We start from the raw sequence: 17,764 nt of genomic DNA on the forward strand, positions 1-17,764 counted from the left end.
TAACAGCTTAGTCTTTTACTGTAGAAACAACACCAGCACCTACAGTACGACCACCTTCACGAATAGCGAAACGTAAGCCTTTGTCCATCGCGATTGGGTGGATTAGCTCTACGCTCATTTCTACGTTATCACCTGGCATTACCATTTCTGTGCCTTCTTGTAGGGTGATAGCACCTGTTACGTCTGTGGTACGGAAGTAGAACTGTGGACGGTAGCCATTTAGGAATGGCGTGTGACGTCCACCTTCTTCTTTGCTTAGTACGTATACTTCTGCGTCAAATTTGGTGTGTGGGGTGATTGAGCCTGGTTTAGCCAATACTTGTCCACGTTGTACGTCTTCACGTTTGGTACCACGTAGTAGTACACCACAGTTCTCACCTGCACGACCTTCGTCTAGCAGTTTGCGGAACATTTCTACACCAGTACAGGTTGTTTTGGTGGTAGGTTTGATACCAACGATTTCGATTTCGTCACCTACTTTGATGATGCCTGATTCTACACGTCCTGTTACGACCGTTCCACGTCCTGAGATTGAGAATACGTCTTCAATCGGCATTAGGAAGTCTTTGTCGATGTCACGCTCTGGCTCTGGGATGTAGCTGTCTAGGGTTTCTAGTAGTTCTACTACTGCTGGTTCGCCATATTGTCCGTCTGAGCCGTTTAGGGCTTCTAGGGCAGATCCTTTGATGATTGGGGTGTCGTCACCTGGGAAGTCGTAGTCACTTAGTAATTCACGTACTTCCATTTCTACTAGTTCTAGTAGTTCTTCGTCATCTACCATGTCACATTTGTTCATGAATACCATGATGTATGGTACGCCAACCTGACGTGATAGTAGGATGTGCTCACGTGTTTGTGGCATTGGGCCGTCTGTTGCTGATACAACTAAGATTGCACCGTCCATCTGGGCAGCACCGGTAATCATGTTTTTAACGTAGTCAGCGTGTCCTGGGCAGTCTACGTGTGCGTAGTGACGTGCTTCGGTGTCATATTCGATGTGACTGGTGTTAATGGTGATACCACGTGCTTTTTCTTCTGGTGCACTGTCAATTGAGGCGTAGTCTTTTGCTTCACCACCAAAGTGTTTTGCAGCTACGGTTGCGATGGCTGCTGTTAGGGTTGTTTTTCCGTGGTCAACGTGTCCAATGGTTCCTACGTTGACGTGTGGTTTGTTTCTTTCAAACTTGGCCTTTGCCATGGGTTGTTCCTCTTTTATAAAGGGGTCAAAACAAAATACTATTAAAATGATAGTTTTTGTAGTAACCACATTAAAATTTATGAATACAAAATCTCTTAGGAAATTGTTGCAAATGCAATCTGCCAAATGATATAAGAAAATAGGTATAAATAACAAGTAATTTTATATATCACTTGTTACTAATCAAGTAACAAATAATATCTCATACTCTTTTTATTTTCTATTTAGCATATCTCCATTTAACAGACTGCTAGTAGCGGCAAGAAAACTCACCGCTGTTTTACTATATATTTCACTGTACTTATGATTATAAGTGCTTACTCGTCGTCATCTTTACCATTGTATTTTGAAATAATGGCATCAGCTACTGACTTAGGAGTTTCTGCGTATTTTGCAAACTCCATAGAGTAAGTTGCACGACCTTGTGACATTGAGCGAAGCTGAGTAGCATAACCAAACATCTCTGCTAATGGTACTTCAGCACGGATTTGTTTAGTACCACCAGGTAGATCTTCCATACCTTGAACCATACCACGGCGACGGTTTAAGTCACCCATGATATCACCCATGTAATCTTCTGGTGTTTCAACTTCTACTTTCATCACTGGTTCAAGTAATGCTGGGTTTGCATTCATAAAGCCTTTTTTGAAGGCAATAGAACCAGCCATTTTGAACGATAACTCATCAGAGTCAACGTCATGGTATGAACCATCATATAAAGTTGCTTTAACACCAACAACTGGGTAACCGGCAAGTACACCGTTTTGCATACGCTCTTGAATACCTTTATCAACGGCTGAGTGGTATTCTTTTGGTACCACACCACCAACGATTTGTTCTTCAAATTCGTACTCAACTTCACCTGCTGGATCAAGTGGCTCAAGACGTAACCAAACGTGACCAAACTTACCACGACCACCAGTCTGACGAACAAATTTACCTTCTTGCTCTACTGACTGACGAATTGTCTCACGATAAGCAACCTGTGGCTGACCGATATTTGCTTCTACTTTAAATTCACGCTTCATACGATCTACAAGAATTTCTAAGTGAAGCTCACCCATACCACTGATGATGGTCTGACCAGACTCTTCATCTGTATGCACACGGAATGAAGGGTCTTCTTTTGCCAAACGACCTAATGCAACTGACATTTTTTCTTGGTCAGCTTTGGTTTTTGGCTCTACAGCTAGACTGATAACTGGATCTGGGAATTCCATACGCTCTAGGGTAATGATGTTGCTTTCATCACATAGCGTATCACCAGTTGTTACGTCTTTCATACCAACCAATGCAGCGATGTCACCAGCACGGATTTCTTCTAGCTCTTCTTGTGAGTTTGCATGCATCTGTACGATACGACCTACACGCTCACGCTTCATCTTAACAGGGTTATAAACACTTTCACCTTGTTTGATAACACCAGAATAAACACGTACGAAAGTCAAGTTACCAACGTATTTGTCATTCATGATTTTGAATGCTAGTGCAGCAAACGGTTGCTCATCTGATGCTTCACGAGTTGCTTCAGTTTCAGCTTTATCATCAAGAACACCTTTAATAGCAGGTACGTCTTGAGGCGCTGGTAGATACTGAATCACTGCATCCAACATTTTTTGGACACCTTTATTTTTAAAGGCAGTACCACAAAGCATTGGGATGATTTCGTTATCAATAGTACGCTGACGAATTGCTTGATGGATTTGTTCTTCTGACAAGTCACCATTTTCTAGGTACTCATTCATCAAATCTTCAGAAGCTTCTGCTGCTGTTTCAAGCAATTGCTCGCGATATTCTTGAGCTTTATCTTGTAGCTCAGCAGGAATATCACGCTCTTCAAACTTCATACCTTGAGTTTCAGTATCCCAATAGATAGCTTTCATGGTGATTAAGTCAACCACACCTTCAAAGTCATCTTCTTTACCAATTGGAATAACAACTGGTACAGGGTTGCCACCTAAGCGAGTTTTGATTTGGTCGATAACACGATAAAAATCTGCACCAACACGGTCCATTTTGTTAACAAACGCTAAGCGTGGTACTTTATATTTATTTGCCTGACGCCATACTGTTTCTGACTGAGGCTGAACACCACCTACAGCACAATAAACCATACAAGCACCATCTAGTACACGCATTGAACGCTCTACTTCAATTGTAAAGTCAACGTGTCCGGGGGTGTCAATGATGTTAATACGGTGTTCGTCAAATTGTTGCGCCATACCAGACCAGAAGCAAGTAGTTGCTGCTGAAGTAATGGTAATACCACGCTCTTGCTCTTGCTCCATCCAGTCCATAGTAGCAGCACCATCATGAACTTCACCAATCTTGTGACTGATACCTGTATAGAACAAAATGCGCTCGGTAGTGGTGGTCTTACCAGCATCAATGTGTGCTGAGATACCGATATTACGGTACCGTTTTAAGGGGGTTGTACGAGCCATAATATTTTCCTAATGGAATATCTTTATTTATTGAGTGTCTTACGTTTTGTATATTTTATGATGGCATCATGGCAGTCTTAGAGACTGCCACTATGCTTATCTTTTTTAAATACAAACACACATCTAAAAAGTTAATTTTAGAAGCGGTAGTGAGAGAATGCTTTGTTGGCATCTGCCATACGATGCACTTCATCACGTTTTTTCATAGCAGCACCTTTACCTTCTGAAGCGTCAGATAGCTCACCAGCTAGGCGAAGCGCCATTGACTTTTCAGAACGCTTAGAGGCAGCATCAGCTAACCAGCGCATTGCTAAAGCGGTACGACGGGAGGGGCGTACTTCCATAGGCACTTGGTAAGTTGCACCACCAACACGGCGGGCTTTTACTTCTACCATTGGACGAACTTTTTCTAAAACTTCTTCGAAAAATTCGACTGGATCTTCAATGTTACGCTTTTCACTAACTTGCTCTAACGCACCATATACGATACGTTCTGCAGTAGATTTTTTACCATCAATCATAACGTGATTGATGAATTTTGCGATTGTTTTGCTGCCGAACTTAGGATCAGGTAGGATCTCACGGGCAGCGACGACGCGACGTCTTGGCATAATATATTTCCTTGTCTTCAGGGTTGTCTGGCATTCATAACTTCATGTGTTGACTAAATGTATCAATGGTAGATAGTTATCAGCCAGCCTTACTGCATGGTGGTATGTAACTTATTTACACCAATCCCATGCATTATAAGTTTGAATCATGTTACTTTTATGAAAGTAATAAACATTAAAGCATTAAAGTCACTGACCAAAGTCATTGGACTTTATGGTGTATTAAGCTTTTGGCTTCTTCGCACCATATTTTGAGCGACCTTGCTTACGGTCTTTTACACCGGCACAGTCAAGCGCACCACGAACTGTGTGATAGCGCACACCTGGTAAGTCTTTTACACGACCACCACGGATAAGTACAACACTGTGCTCTTGTAGGTTGTGACCTTCACCACCGATGTAGCTTGATACTTCGTAACCTGAGGTTAGACGTACACGGCATACTTTACGCATGGCTGAGTTTGGTTTTTTTGGTGTAGTAGTATAAACACGAGTACATACACCACGACGTTGTGGGCAAGCTTGCAATGCAGGAACTTTTGATTTTTCCTTGATTGTTTTGCGACCCTTACGAATCAATTGATTAGTTGTTGCCATAAGGCATCCTTCTCCCGTTCATTAAAAAACAAAAAAATGGGGAATCTAAGCATGTCAACACTCAAAGTTTAAATGTGACGTTTCGCTCACCCATTTTTAAGACATTACATTATACAGCTGACGACTCAAGATTACAACCCATTGAGGCTAGGGCTTGATGTTGAGTCATGTTATGACTGTCAGCTTCAAAAAGCTATTGATGTGTCTGTTTTTTGGTTGCTTGAGTTACTTATGTTTACACTGGGCTATTATCTTTATTGACACTATTGTCTTCTAAAATTTTTGTTGTCAGTTTTGGCTCAGGTCCAAATGTGGCTTGAGCCACACCAATAACTTCATCAATCAGATAGTTATTGTAGTGCATACCAACCAATACTGAGCTTAGTGGTAACAGCTTATTAATCCAGCTAAAGTTGATACTATCTAAGTCTAGGTTTAGATGTTCAGCAACCTTATCAACCTGCTTAGCATAATACTGAACGTTACTGTCCAAAATAGTGACATTATTGAGCTCACTACGCAGTCCTTGTTGACCTGCTCTATCCAATAATCCCTTGGTTACACCAAGACCTGCCAATAGTGTCTGTTTTTCTTGCATTTTGCTTAGGTCAGCATGTGCCAATATATCATATGCTATTTTAATCCCTTGTGACCCAGTCAATGGTGTATTATAAACTGCAGCAAGCTGATAAACTGCTCGTAATGAGATAAGCAGAAGCCATAAACTATCTGCAAGCATCCCTGCCAAACCAGCTATACCCGTCACTCCACCCAATGTAGCTAATGCACGGTTTTGATTTGCAATATCATTAGCCAGTGCTTGGCGTTGCTGTTCATCAAGCTGATTTAACCCTGCCTTATTATAATTCTCTGGTACTTCTACTTCACTCCAGCTTGAGGCAAGTTTAGCAATTTGTATGAATGAGCTATCTATCGCTTTTTGTAGCATGCTATCTGGCATGACTTTCTTGGCATAAGTACCATAACGGGCAAAGCGTTTTCCCATCAACTGCTGTGAAGCTTTTATGGTTTGCTGGCGAAACAGGTCTTCTTGATGAGTCTTATCACTGTTAATAAGATCTGCAAGATTTACTGAGTGATATTTACTGGTTTTAACCGATTTTATATGTAAAGTATCTAGTAAGGCCCCAAGACGCTCTAAATTATGACGGGTAATTTGTCCAAGTTCATTCATTCCTTGTTTTATTTTACTATTATTTTTCATCTTTCCTCCCAATTTTGACTTAACTCTATATATTAAGTGAATTATATATTAAGTGAATTGTAAGCCAGCTTGCTACAGGTTAAGTTGTAAGATTTTCCAACTTTAGTCATGTGTCAAAACGCATATATAATTGTCCAATATTTTCTGATATTAGACATAATCCCAATAACACTTAAGGTCTATTTTCTATATTGTATAAAACTAACGACTGTCTGTCAGTGCAAACATTGTTATTAGGTCAAGAAAGCCCATTATCAATATTCTTTTCATTATCTAGGAATATATTTAAGTTAGAAATGTGTAAGGTTATGTTCGTTATTTGACGATGGGATTACGCTAAATTCTGCTGATGGCTTATTCAACCTATATAACTTTCAATCCGTATCACTGTATAATATTGACTTCACAAGCTATATTACAATATTGCTACTCCATATCATTTCACTCATCAGCCTTTTATGATGTATTTTTATGACTGTAAATTCTGATTTGCCTTTATCAACGCCATTTTTTTTGCAAAACTTACCAGCACATCAACTCATACCATCATTGGTTCATTTTTTACAAGCATATGATGCCAAGATTACATGGCAAGTATGTTGGCTTGAGAATCAGCACCAGCCCGTAATTGGCTTACTACCTAAATGTGCATGGACAGTGTATCCATTGGATAGCGAAAATTTGCAAGATTACCGTATCATACGCTCTCAGCGTCATTATTCTCTTAATAAAACTGATAATATAGAGCAGACAGTCTGTTATCAAACAACTGAATATTCACAAAATATGATGCAGTGGTGTGATGAACTAGTTAGTTATAATCATAAGTTTGCAGATAAAGAGCCATCTACTCAGCACTCACATCCATTTAATGTGTATCATCATGGGTTAATGGGATTTGTTGGCTATGATATCAGTGCGCATGCACTTAGCCCAAGTATTGAGCCAGCCAGCCAACCTGCCATTGGGCAAGCGCCACAGCCTTGTGCCTTTTTTGGTCATTATGATATCTATCTGATTCCTGCTCACAGCTCTACCCAAAATGACACAACTAATACTGGCTGGCAACTGATTGGGAAAAAATTAGAACATGACAATGCAGATGCAGATAATGAAAGAGCATATCACTATTTATCACACTGCTTAGAAGCGTTTGATGCTTATCTACAGACTCAAGCTGATAAAGATAACTCCCACCTTTGTTGCTCACAAACAATGACCAATCCACCACCTTTATATTTACAACCTGTATGCACACAGGCACTGTATCAACAGGCTTTTGCACAGACACAAGCCTATTTATACGCTGGAGATTGCTATCAAATTAATCTCACTCAGCCGTGGATAGGTCAACTTAATGAGCATGCTTTGGTAGACTATCTGCCCCGCTTACATGCACATACTCAAGCACCATATGCAGGCTATTTATACGTCCAACACCCTAACCAAAAAATATCCATAGTAGAAACTGACGCAATACAACCATACTTGCCAAACTTTGAGCTATTAAGCTGTTCACCTGAGTTGTTTTTACGCTTTACGACAACAAATGAGCATACTCATTATGTCTGTGCTAAACCTATTAAGGGAACGATACCTCGTGGACAAAGCCCTGATGAAGACCAAAATAATAAACAACAGTTAGCAGATTCTGAAAAGGACTGTGCTGAAAATGTGATGATTGTAGACTTATTACGCAATGATTTGGGCAAATATGCCAAAACTGGTACTGTGCATGTTCCCAGTCTATTTGCCATTGAGAGTTTTAGTAATGTTCATCATTTGGTCAGTACCATTGAGGCAGAGTTAAAACCAGATACGCACCCATTACAGGTGCTATTTGGTAGCGTACCTGCTGGCTCAATTACTGGCACACCCAAAAAACGTGCCGTTGAAATTATCAATGAGCTAGAATATGGCGCACATGGATATGCAAGGGGGGCATATTGTGGTAGTTTGGGATTTCTAAACTTTGATGGTACTGGTGAGTTTAATGTACTTATTCGTACCTTACAGGCAGTGACAACCCCCACCGCTAACACATCATCTGTCTCACTTTGGGCCGGTGGTGGCATCACAGTTGCATCACAATCCCAAGCTGAATATCAAGAATGTTGGGATAAAGTGGGCAATTTACTCTCTATATTGGCACAGTCTCAATCATAGCCAAAATGAGCTGTCAATGACCCCAAATCTTGCCTTCACTCTATTACAAACAAAATAGATGTTGAAGATAAAAAGTTGTCAACGTATTTTAAATAGGTTAAGGTAAAAGATTGTCCAAAAAAAGAAGGACAGAAGTCGTAATCAATAGATACAACTAAAAGATAATTCCTAAAGTTTTTTGTATTTAAACTAAAAAAAGTAGTTTTATAATTAAGATAAATCAAAATAAAATAGGACTAATAACGTAGACGACCCAGTTGAAACGGTATATTATTTAAGCATAACCTCTGGTTTAGCACTTCCTACTTCTTCATTTTCATCAATACTGGTTAGGAACTTCTCATGAATTATCAACATATTTTATTAGTGACAGATTTACGCCCTGACGCAGATCGTGTCGCCCAAAAAGCAAAAAGTATCGTTGACAATCATAATGCCAAACTTTCTGTTTTACATATTGTTAAAGATACCATGGTCGGATTTGGTTATGAATTAGTCCCTGCATCCGCCTTGTATGATAATGTCAACGAAGATCGCTGTAGCAATGCAAAACAAGCCTTATCAGCGATGCTAGAGCGTAATGGCATTAATGCAACTCAAACTGATGTCAGTACGGCTATTTCAAGTAGTGAAGGTATCGTACATTATTGCAGTAAACATGAAGTCGATTTGCTGGTTATTGGACGACATGAACGTCATGGAATCTCTGCATGGATTAACGGTGCAACAGTTGACAGTATCTTACCTAATATTCATTGTGACTGTTTGGTAGTCAAACTAGGAACACCTGTATCTAAATAAATGAAATATAAGAACAAAAACAAAAAATTGACAAAACACACTAAAAGTGGCGTAAAATCAGCACTCAAACTTTTAAAATATTTCTATATATCTTAATACTTAGTTAAGAATAATGTAAATTCTCGTCTTGTTTATAGGTCTGAGATTAAAATTCACAAACTGGTTGGAGCAGTATATGTATGATGTAATGGCAATTGGAAATGCATTGGTTGATCATGAATATCTAATATCTGACGATATGTTGAATTTAACAGACTTAGAAAAAGGCAATATGACCCTTGCTAGTTTTGCAGAGCAAGACAAACTACTGTCTCAGCTTGCCAGTACAGATATTAGCTCTTGTAAACAAGCAGGCGGTGGCTCTGCTGCCAATGCCATGTATGCACTAGCCAGTCTAGGTGGTAAGCCTTTTTATGCCTGCCGTGTTGGTGATGATAGTCAAGGTAACTTTTACTTACATGATTTACACCAAGCAGGCGTCATGACTGCTCCACAATCCATCCAAACTGATGGCGTTACAGGCTCATGTGTGGTTTGTGTTACTCCAGATGGTGAGCGTACGATGCAAACTTACTTGGGCACCTCTAGCGAGATTGATGAAAAGAATATCAACTTTGATGCCTTAGCCCAAAGTGAATGGCTATACCTAGAAGGCTATTTAGCCATGTCTGAAAGTATCCAGCCAGCAATGACCAAACTGCGTCAGCAAGCAGGTATCCATAATGTGCGGGTGGCTGTGAGTTTTGCCGACCCATCTGTTGTTAAATATGCCAAAAAAGGGTTAGAGAATATGCTGGGTCACGGTGTTGCAGTAATTTTTTGCAACCTTGAAGAAGCACAACTCTTTACTGGAAAAAAACAGCACAAAGCGGCTGCTCGAGCATTAACAGAATATTGTCGTACTGCTGTCGTCACTAATGGCGCTCATGGTGTGGTCATCTGTCAGCGTGAAAAAGATAATCACGTTGAGCTAATTGAGCTATCCACACCAACTGTCGCGGATGTGATTGACACCAATGGTGCAGGCGATAACTATGCAGGTGCTTTTTTATATGGTTTGACCCAACAGTACTCACTAACAGAAAGTGGTCGCTTGGCAGGTGAGGTTGCTAGTAAGGTCGTGCGTCGTATTGGTCCTCGCCTACTAGCAGGAGAATATCAAGACATTGCACGTCGTGTACTGGTCGCCTAATTTGAGCATTGGACAACTGCTGGCTCATTAAAAACAATATCTTACTGGTTGCTGATAACTCTGTAATAACATATATTAAACTCAATCTAAGCAAGATATAACTTATGGTTGTTTATCAGTAGATGGTCTTATGATTAAGGAATCCAGATGCAATTTGCTGTAATAGGATTGGGTGTGTTTGGGCGGGCTTGTGCCTTTGAGCTACAGCGCCAAGGTAATGAAGTGCTGGGTATTGATCTTGATGAAAAAGAAGTCAATAAAGTCAGTGATGTTCTTAGCCTTGCAGTGATTGCTGATGCCACAGATAAAGAAACCTTACAAGAGCTTAATTTCTCCCAGCTTGACGGGGTAATGGTATGTATTGGTGATAATCTTGAAGCCAGCTTATTATGTACCTTAAACCTTATTAACTTACCTGTTCCCAATCTTTGGGTTAAGGCAAAAACTGACGCCCACCATGATATTTTAGAAAGCCTTGGTGTCAAAAATATCATTCATCCAGAGCAGGACATGGGTATTCGCATTGCACAAGCGATGAACTATCCAGTAATGAAGCAATACCTGTCTTTAAATGGTGAGTCTTATCTAGTACGTATTGATATTCCTGAAGATTGGACACCGCAAAGTATTGCTTCTATCCGTAACAATCACCCCAGCACATCATTGGTCATGATTATTCGGGCAAAAGAGATGATTCGTGTCTTTGAAGATAGCTGGATAGTAGAACATCCAGATAGTTTGGTATTTAGTGGTTTATTGCCTGACTTAAAACGACTGGCAAAATCTTTCATCCCACCTCGCACTCCTGATAAGTGGTAGATTACTTGTGGCTTTACGTAACCGCATAGCAATATCGCCACCATTGACATTGGCACTAGGATTTTTAGTATTAATCATCATTGGCACTTGTCTACTAAAACTACCCATTTGTCACCCTACTGAAATTTCTTGGTTAAAGGCAACATTTACTGCAACCTCAGCAGTAACAGTAACAGGGCTCAGTGTCGTGGATACTGGCTCTTTTTCTCGTCTTGGACAAATTGTCATTGCACTGCTAATTCAGTTAGGGGGTCTTGGCTTTATGACCTTTGCAGTGTTGGCATTTTTTAGCTTACAACGCCGATTAAATATAACCAGTCAAATGATTGCGCGTGAGGCACTTGGTGGGACAAGCTTTGGTGATATCATTGCTACAGCTAAATCCGTTGTCACAATTGCACTGAGTGTAGAGCTGGTCGGGTTTATTGCTCTGTCTCTGGCTTTTTCCTCTTATCTACCTTGGCAAGAGGCGTTATATCATGGATTCTTTTATACTATCTCAGCGTTTAATAACGCTGGTTTTGCACTAGATGGCGATAGCCTCATGCCTTATGTCAGTGATGTGCAAATTAACCTTATCATCACTGCATTGATTATCATTGGTGGTTTAGGATTTTTAGTCATTAAAGATTTAATTGATAATCGCAGTTGGCGTAAAGTTAATGTAAACACAAAGCTGGTATTAACTGCAACCATACTACTGAACTTTATTGCCTTTATTTTATTTTGGTTATTAGAGCATAATAATCCTGAGACGTTAGGAAGTCTGGACATCACAGGACAGGCCACTGCAGCATGGTTTCAAGCAATTACACCACGTACCGCAGGGTTTAATACATTACCTATTGACCAGCTAACTGATGCCAGTACCTTATTAACCATGTTTTTAATGTTTATTGGTGGTGGTTCACTTTCTACTGCTAGTGGTATTAAGCTAGGCACTTTTGTAGTACTTATATTAACGACCCTCTCATTTTTACGCCAACGTGATTATGTCACTTGCTTTGAGCGTCGTATTCCTGAACGTCAGGTACACAAATCATTGGCACTGATTAGTATTACCATGGTTCTTATATTTTTAAGTGTATTTATACTTTCAGTGATTGAGTCCAAACATGCTTTAGAGGATGTACTATTTGAAGTTGTTTCTGCATTAAGTACGGTTGGGCTATCACGAGGCTTGACTTCAAACCTTAGTCCTGCTGGTGAAGTTATTATTATGTTTATGATGTTTGCAGGACGAGTAGGACCATTAACGCTAGCCTACTTAATTGCTATGCCAAAATCTACTCGTGTACGTTATCCTGAAACTAACATCCTAATTGGCTAAAACAATAAAAAAGTGAGGCTTTGACAGCCTCACTTTTTTTATAGATGGTTGGATAGATAGCTTGTATGCTTACTTATAATACGCATTTTCAGTGCGGGTGTGGTCAGTTTCATCAACCACTTGCGTTAGCTCAGGAATTTGCTGTTTTAGCTGTACTTCCACCCCTTGACGCAAAGTCATGTCCACTGCTGAGCAACCTTGACAGCCACCACCAAATTTTAATACAGCGGTCAAGCCGATGCCTTCTTCTTCTATCAATTCTAACAGCTCAACCATGCCACCATGTGAGGCAAGATTTGGGTTAATCTCAGACTGCAACACATAATTAATACGCTCCTCTACACTGGCATCTGCCCCAACTTTGGGTACTTTAGAGTTTGGCGCGCGGAAGGTTAACTGCCCACCAAAGCGGTCTTTATTATAGTCAATCACCGCATCTTCTAAATAAGGCACTGAGGTTGCATCAATAAAGGCAGAAAAATGCTCATAATCCAACCGCAAGTCCGCCATATCCTCCTCGCCAGGCTGATTATAAGCCATACAACACTCTGCACGAGGTGTACCTGGGTGTTCAACAAAAATACGCACACCAATACCATCGGTTTCTTGCTTGGCAAGCAGTTCTGCTAAATAACCTTGAGCCGATTCGGTAATGGTAATGTTACTTTTTAGCTCGGTTTGTTCAGTATCTAATGCCGAAGTAGGCTGTTGTTCATTGGGTTGAGTCGCGTCAGACATAAGATGACCTCACTATAATAATAAAAGATGGGTAGATTTGGCTTGCTGTTATTATGGTGGTATTTATTAAATAATCAAGGTGTATTACTTTATCAATGCCATCAACGCTCGCCTATCCACCTCAATATGCTACAATCTAGCCTTAATACTAACCTTAGTATCATTATTTACCGCAAGGAGTTTGCGTTATGAATGCTGTATCTGCCCCCACCTCAACAACTACTAATGATAATAACCATTATGATTTTTTGGTATTTATTGGACGATTTCAGCCCTTTCATATGGGGCATAAAGCCGTCATTGATGAGGCATTAAAGCGTGCTGACAAGGTAATTATCTTATTGGGGTCGGCTAATCTGCCCCGTAGCCTACGCAATCCCTTTTCGGTGAGCGAACGTGAGCAGATGATTCAAGGAGCATATGATAAAGATGATGCCGAGCGTATCTATTGCGTGGGCTTAGATGACGCACTTTATAATGACACCCGTTGGCTACAATATGTGCAGTCAGCGGTAAAATCGGTCACTGGTGATTTGCATGCCAATATTGGACTTATTGGACATTCCAAAGACAGTTCCTCTTATTATTTGTCTTTGTTTCCAAATTGGGCGTCCGTTTCTGTTCCCAATTATAAAAATCTGTCAGCCACCCCCATTCGTGATGGCTTTTTGCTTGGGGCAACGCCAACGCCTGAACGCACACCCAATTCCACTCGGCAAGTTTTAGATGATTTTAAACAAACCGCTGAATATAAAAAACTGCATGAAGAGGCATGGTTTGTCGATAATTATAAAAAACAATGGGAAAATACCCCTTATCCACCGACCTTTATGACGGCAGACGCGGTGGTGGTACAATCGGGGCATATTTTATTGGTGGAACGCCGTAGCATGCCCGGTCAAGGATTATGGGCGTTGCCCGGTGGCTTTATCAACCCTAAAGAAACACTATTTGACGCTTGTATTCGTGAGCTTAGAGAAGAAACTCGCTTAAAAGTGCCAGAGCCTGTGTTACGTGGCTCACGTCATAGTCAGCATACCTTTGATGACCCCTACCGCTCAGCACGTGGTCGCACCATTACTCAAGCGTTTTATTTTCAGCTAAAAAATGACCCCAATGGCTTGCCAAAAGTCAAAGGAGGCGATGATGCGTCACGGGCGTTTTGGCTACCATTGGCAGAGCTTGACCCAAAAATGATATTTGAAGACCATTATGCGATTATTTGTAAAATGGTTGGCTTGTAAGTTTTAGAAGTTTTTTAGCAGTTTGGAGAAAGCAAATTTGTTAAGAGTTGCTATTTTTGCAGACATTCATGGTAAGTTTCTATTGCCATTTAAATTGGTTGACCATTATCAAAAAACCACTGGCAAATCCATTGATTTGATTTTGCAATGTGGTGATATGGGGGCATTTCCTGATAAATCTCGTATGGATAAAGCGACCCTTCGCCATGCCAAAAATGACCGAGATGAATTGGGGTTTATAGATGAGTTTGTTCTTGTTCAGCCTGAAATTGCCCAATGTTTAAATGATTTAAACGTTGATATGCTCTGTGTGCGTGGCAATCATGAAGACCATGAATTTTTAGATAAATTAGAGGACGAGGCAACATTTTTAGAGCAACCTGCCTACCCGATTGATGCTTACAATCGGGTTTGGGTGTGTCGTACTGGTATGCCCATAACTATTCAAAGTAAGCTTATTCAAAGCAAAGCCAATACGCCAAAAGAGTCAAAAAACTTTGTCGCCTTAACAAACAAAGGTAAAGCTAACAAAAACACTGAGCATACAAGTCTAACGATGGTTGGCGTAGGGCGTATCGGTGATAGAAAAGGGCGTACTCACCCACAATTTATTCAAGATTATGAACGCCAAGCCTTAAAAAAACTGGTTAAACATCATCAAGAATTTGATGTACTCATTACCCATGATAAAAGCTCAGATAGCCAACGTGGTTATGGCTCAGCAGAAATTGAAGAACTACTTGATCAAGTGGCGTTTGCCTATCATTTTTATGGGCATACAGGTGAGCCATTTTCGCAGACTTTGGCTGACAATGGCATTACCCAATCTGTTAAAGTCAAAGAGCTTGAGTTTAACCATCATGGCAAATTAGAGACAGGCTGTATGCTGATTTTGGAAAAGTCAGACGATAAATTTTCACTCACTGCTGTGCCATTAAATGATATTATTGGCTTTATGAAAAGTACTTGGCATTATATGTAAGTTTTTAATTATTAATTTTTCTATTAATTTTCGCCCCAACCGATAGACGGTACGGGCATCACTGTCATGATAAGTTATTCACCATTTATCATGACCTTAACAACAGAGGAGTTCTGTTATGTTCACCAGTAATTTTAACAATCTTATCCTAAATTCGGACAGCTACAAAGCCTCGCATTGGTTGCAATATCCGCCCAATAGCGAATATATGTCCAGCTATGTCGAAGCCCGCAAAGGCGATTATGACGCTTTGTTTTTTGGCTTGCAGGCATTTATTAAAGAATATCTACACGCCCCCATTACCCATGCTCATATTGATGAGGCAGAGGCGGTGATTACCGCTCATGGCTTGCCGTTTAACCGTCAAGGCTGGGAAACACTGGTCAATAAACATGGCGGTTATCTGCCCATACGCATTCAAGCCGTCCCTGAAGGCAGTATCGTACCTGTATCCAATGTGGTCTGCCAGATTGTTAATACTGACCCTGAGTTTTATTGGTTACCCAGCTATTTAGAAACCGCTTTATTACGGGCGATTTGGTATCCTTCAACGGTGGCAAGTTTGTCTTATTATTGCAAAAATGTATTACGTTCTGCCCTTGAAAAGTCTGCCGATAGCTTAGATGGCTTACCCTTTAAATTGCATGATTTTGGAGCAAGGGGTGCGTCAAGTATGGAAACGGTGGCATTGGGCAGTTTGGCTCATTTGGTCAACTTCTCTGGTACTGACAGCATGACCGCATTGGTGGCTGCTAGCCGTTGGTATGGTATGAATGATAACATGCCCGCCTTTTCAATCCCTGCTGCCGAGCATAGCACCATGACCTCATGGGGGCGTGAGGGTGAGCAAGACGCTTATGCCAATATGCTTAAACAGTTTGGTGGTGAGGGCAAATTGGTCGCGGTGGTATCTGATAGTTATGATTTGTGGAATGCCATCGACCATATTTGGGGTGAGGCGTTAAAATCTGATGTGGAAAACATGGGTGGCACTTTGGTGATACGCCCTGACAGTGGCGACCCTGCCAAAGTGGTGCGTGAGGCATTAGAGCGATTGGCGGTCAAATTCGGCACGCATACCAATAGCAAAGGCTATCGCGTATTGCCTGATTATGTACGTTTGATACAAGGTGACGGTATCAATCCACAAAGTCTAGGGAAAATCTTGGACACCATCATGCAAGCAGGCTTTAGTGCTGACAATGTCACTTTCGGTATGGGTGGCGGGCTATTACAACAGGTTAATCGTGATACCATGAGCTGGGCGATGAAAGCCAGTGCTGTGCAGATTAACGGGGTTTGGAAAGATGTGTTTAAAGACCCGATTACTAGCCGTTCTAAACGCTCGAAAAAAGGACGTTTGGCATTGGTTCGAAATGATAATGGTCAGATAAACACCGTTCGAGAAGATACCTTAACCGATAATGATAGCAACTTATTGCGTGATGTGTTTGTTGATGGTCAATTATTGGTTGATGAATCATTGACCACCATTCGTAAGCGGACGGGTTGGTAATCAAGCCCATACTTGCGATTTAGTTCTGATAACTTAAACATTTTAAAAATGGCTTTCATTATGTATGATGGAGGTCATTTTTTTAGCATGATATAAAGTAAAAACCTATGACACCAAAAGACATACTGCTTGCCCCTATTTATCTTTATCAAGGCAAAAAAGTCAAAGCCAATACCCCTCGCCTGCCTGAGCCAGAAGGACAACGATTTGGCTTATTAACTTCTCATCAGAAAAAAATAGATGCCTACCAAGATAATACTCAGGCCTTACGTTTAATGATTGTTGGTGATTCTGCAGCAGCAGGTGTTGGGGCGTATTCTCAAGATGAAGCGTTAAGTGGTCAACTACCCAAGGCACTATGTCAAAACCCACAGTTAATGAATAAATATGATGTGATTGACTGGTCATTGCATGCAACAACAGGACATACCAGTTTTGATTTGTTACATCGACTGTATGTACTGCCTAAACCTGAGCAAGCCGTTGATGTGATGGTGGTGAGCATTGGGGTTAATGACACCACACAAAATATTTCTCATGCTTGCTGGCAAGAACAAATTGAGCAAATTATTTTGATTGCTAAACGCAAGTTTGCCGTACGCTGGCTGATATTTTCTTCATTACCACCAATGGCACTAATGCCAGCATTACCAACGCCACTAAATGCTTTTATTGGTGCAAAAGCCACAGCTTTAGATAACATTCTAAAACACACTTGCCAACAGCACGATGGGGTCTACTATTTAGCTATGGACTTTAATGATATGGGAGAAAAAGCACAGGAAAATCCACTGATTTTGTTTGCGACTGATGGATTTCACCCCAGTGCTTTTACTTATCATATCTGGGGAAAACGTCTGGCTCAAACAATTGCAACATTAGTTAATAGCCCATAGCACTC

At 40.7% G+C, this 17,764-nt stretch carries 15 protein-coding genes; 9 read left to right on the forward strand and 6 right to left on the reverse strand.

The features are described 5' to 3' along the window. Nucleotides 1–7: 7 nt before the first annotated feature. The 5 genes from tuf to FHK88_RS03765 form a co-directional block, all read right to left on the reverse strand. Nucleotides 8–1,198 carry an elongation factor Tu gene (gene tuf, locus FHK88_RS03745; RefSeq protein WP_227429433.1) on the reverse strand — a complete coding sequence of 397 codons (1,191 nt, stop codon included), beginning with the start codon at nucleotides 1,196–1,198 and terminating at the stop codon, nucleotides 8–10. Nucleotides 1,199–1,515: 317 nt separating this feature from the next. Then, a complete protein-coding gene (fusA, locus tag FHK88_RS03750; protein WP_227429434.1) occupies nucleotides 1,516–3,642 on the reverse strand; it encodes an elongation factor G in 2,127 nt (708 codons plus the stop codon). A gap of 137 nt (nucleotides 3,643–3,779) precedes the next feature. After that, nucleotides 3,780–4,253 carry a 30S ribosomal protein S7 gene (gene rpsG / locus FHK88_RS03755; RefSeq protein ID WP_227429435.1) on the reverse strand — a complete coding sequence of 158 codons (474 nt, stop codon included), beginning with the start codon at nucleotides 4,251–4,253 and terminating at the stop codon, nucleotides 3,780–3,782. A gap of 222 nt (nucleotides 4,254–4,475) precedes the next feature. Further along, nucleotides 4,476–4,850, reverse strand: a complete 375-nt coding sequence (gene rpsL, locus FHK88_RS03760; RefSeq protein ID WP_025646352.1) for a 30S ribosomal protein S12 — start codon at nucleotides 4,848–4,850, stop codon at nucleotides 4,476–4,478. A 235-nt stretch (nucleotides 4,851–5,085) separates the two neighbouring features. After that, the gene (locus FHK88_RS03765; protein ID WP_227429436.1) at nucleotides 5,086–6,075 is read right to left on the reverse strand and encodes an EcsC family protein; all 990 of its coding nucleotides are present in this window, start codon (nucleotides 6,073–6,075) and stop codon (nucleotides 5,086–5,088) included. A gap of 471 nt (nucleotides 6,076–6,546) precedes the next feature. Here FHK88_RS03765 and FHK88_RS03770 point away from each other — a divergent pair, with 471 nt between their 5' ends. From FHK88_RS03770 to FHK88_RS03790, 5 genes are all read left to right on the forward strand, one after another. Then, the gene (locus FHK88_RS03770; RefSeq protein WP_227429437.1) at nucleotides 6,547–8,241 is read left to right on the forward strand and encodes an anthranilate synthase component I family protein; all 1,695 of its coding nucleotides are present in this window, start codon (nucleotides 6,547–6,549) and stop codon (nucleotides 8,239–8,241) included. Between the two features lie 342 nt (nucleotides 8,242–8,583). Then, nucleotides 8,584–9,042, forward strand: a complete 459-nt coding sequence (locus tag FHK88_RS03775; protein WP_227429438.1) for a universal stress protein — start codon at nucleotides 8,584–8,586, stop codon at nucleotides 9,040–9,042. A 175-nt stretch (nucleotides 9,043–9,217) separates the two neighbouring features. After that, nucleotides 9,218–10,234: an adenosine kinase gene (locus FHK88_RS03780; RefSeq protein ID WP_227429439.1), complete on the forward strand. Its 1,017-nt coding sequence runs from the start codon at nucleotides 9,218–9,220 to the stop codon at nucleotides 10,232–10,234. Nucleotides 10,235–10,381: 147 nt separating this feature from the next. After that, nucleotides 10,382–11,053 carry a potassium channel family protein gene (locus tag FHK88_RS03785; RefSeq protein ID WP_227429440.1) on the forward strand — a complete coding sequence of 224 codons (672 nt, stop codon included), beginning with the start codon at nucleotides 10,382–10,384 and terminating at the stop codon, nucleotides 11,051–11,053. 7 nt (nucleotides 11,054–11,060) lie between these two features. Then, nucleotides 11,061–12,383 (forward strand): TrkH family potassium uptake protein, encoded by a 1,323-nt coding sequence (locus FHK88_RS03790; RefSeq protein ID WP_227429441.1) that lies wholly within the window; start codon nucleotides 11,061–11,063, stop codon nucleotides 12,381–12,383. Nucleotides 12,384–12,452: 69 nt separating this feature from the next. Here FHK88_RS03790 and nfuA read toward each other — a convergent pair whose 3' ends face one another. Then, nucleotides 12,453–13,121 (reverse strand): Fe-S biogenesis protein NfuA, encoded by a 669-nt coding sequence (nfuA, locus tag FHK88_RS03795; protein WP_227429442.1) that lies wholly within the window; start codon nucleotides 13,119–13,121, stop codon nucleotides 12,453–12,455. A 188-nt stretch (nucleotides 13,122–13,309) separates the two neighbouring features. On the opposite strand from nfuA, the gene FHK88_RS03800 reads away from it, so the two are divergent. The 4 genes from FHK88_RS03800 (at nucleotide 13,310) to FHK88_RS03815 (ending at nucleotide 17,759) form a co-directional block, all read left to right on the forward strand. Then, nucleotides 13,310–14,365, forward strand: coding sequence for a bifunctional nicotinamide-nucleotide adenylyltransferase/Nudix hydroxylase (locus tag FHK88_RS03800; protein ID WP_227429443.1), 1,056 nt, complete (start codon nucleotides 13,310–13,312; stop codon nucleotides 14,363–14,365). Nucleotides 14,366–14,402: 37 nt separating this feature from the next. Continuing rightward, complete coding sequence (locus FHK88_RS03805) at nucleotides 14,403–15,347, forward strand: metallophosphoesterase family protein (protein ID WP_227429444.1); 945 nt, start codon at nucleotides 14,403–14,405, stop codon at nucleotides 15,345–15,347. Nucleotides 15,348–15,465: 118 nt separating this feature from the next. After that, nucleotides 15,466–16,863: a nicotinate phosphoribosyltransferase gene (locus FHK88_RS03810; RefSeq protein ID WP_227429445.1), complete on the forward strand. Its 1,398-nt coding sequence runs from the start codon at nucleotides 15,466–15,468 to the stop codon at nucleotides 16,861–16,863. A gap of 107 nt (nucleotides 16,864–16,970) precedes the next feature. Beyond that, on the forward strand, nucleotides 16,971–17,759 hold the full coding sequence (locus tag FHK88_RS03815) for an SGNH/GDSL hydrolase family protein (protein ID WP_227429446.1): 789 nt from the start codon (nucleotides 16,971–16,973) through the stop codon (nucleotides 17,757–17,759). The last annotated feature ends 5 nt before the right edge of the window (nucleotides 17,760–17,764 follow it).

The sequence above is a fragment of the Psychrobacter sp. I-STPA6b genome (assembly GCF_020662265.1).
Lineage (GTDB): Bacteria > Pseudomonadota > Gammaproteobacteria > Pseudomonadales > Moraxellaceae > Psychrobacter.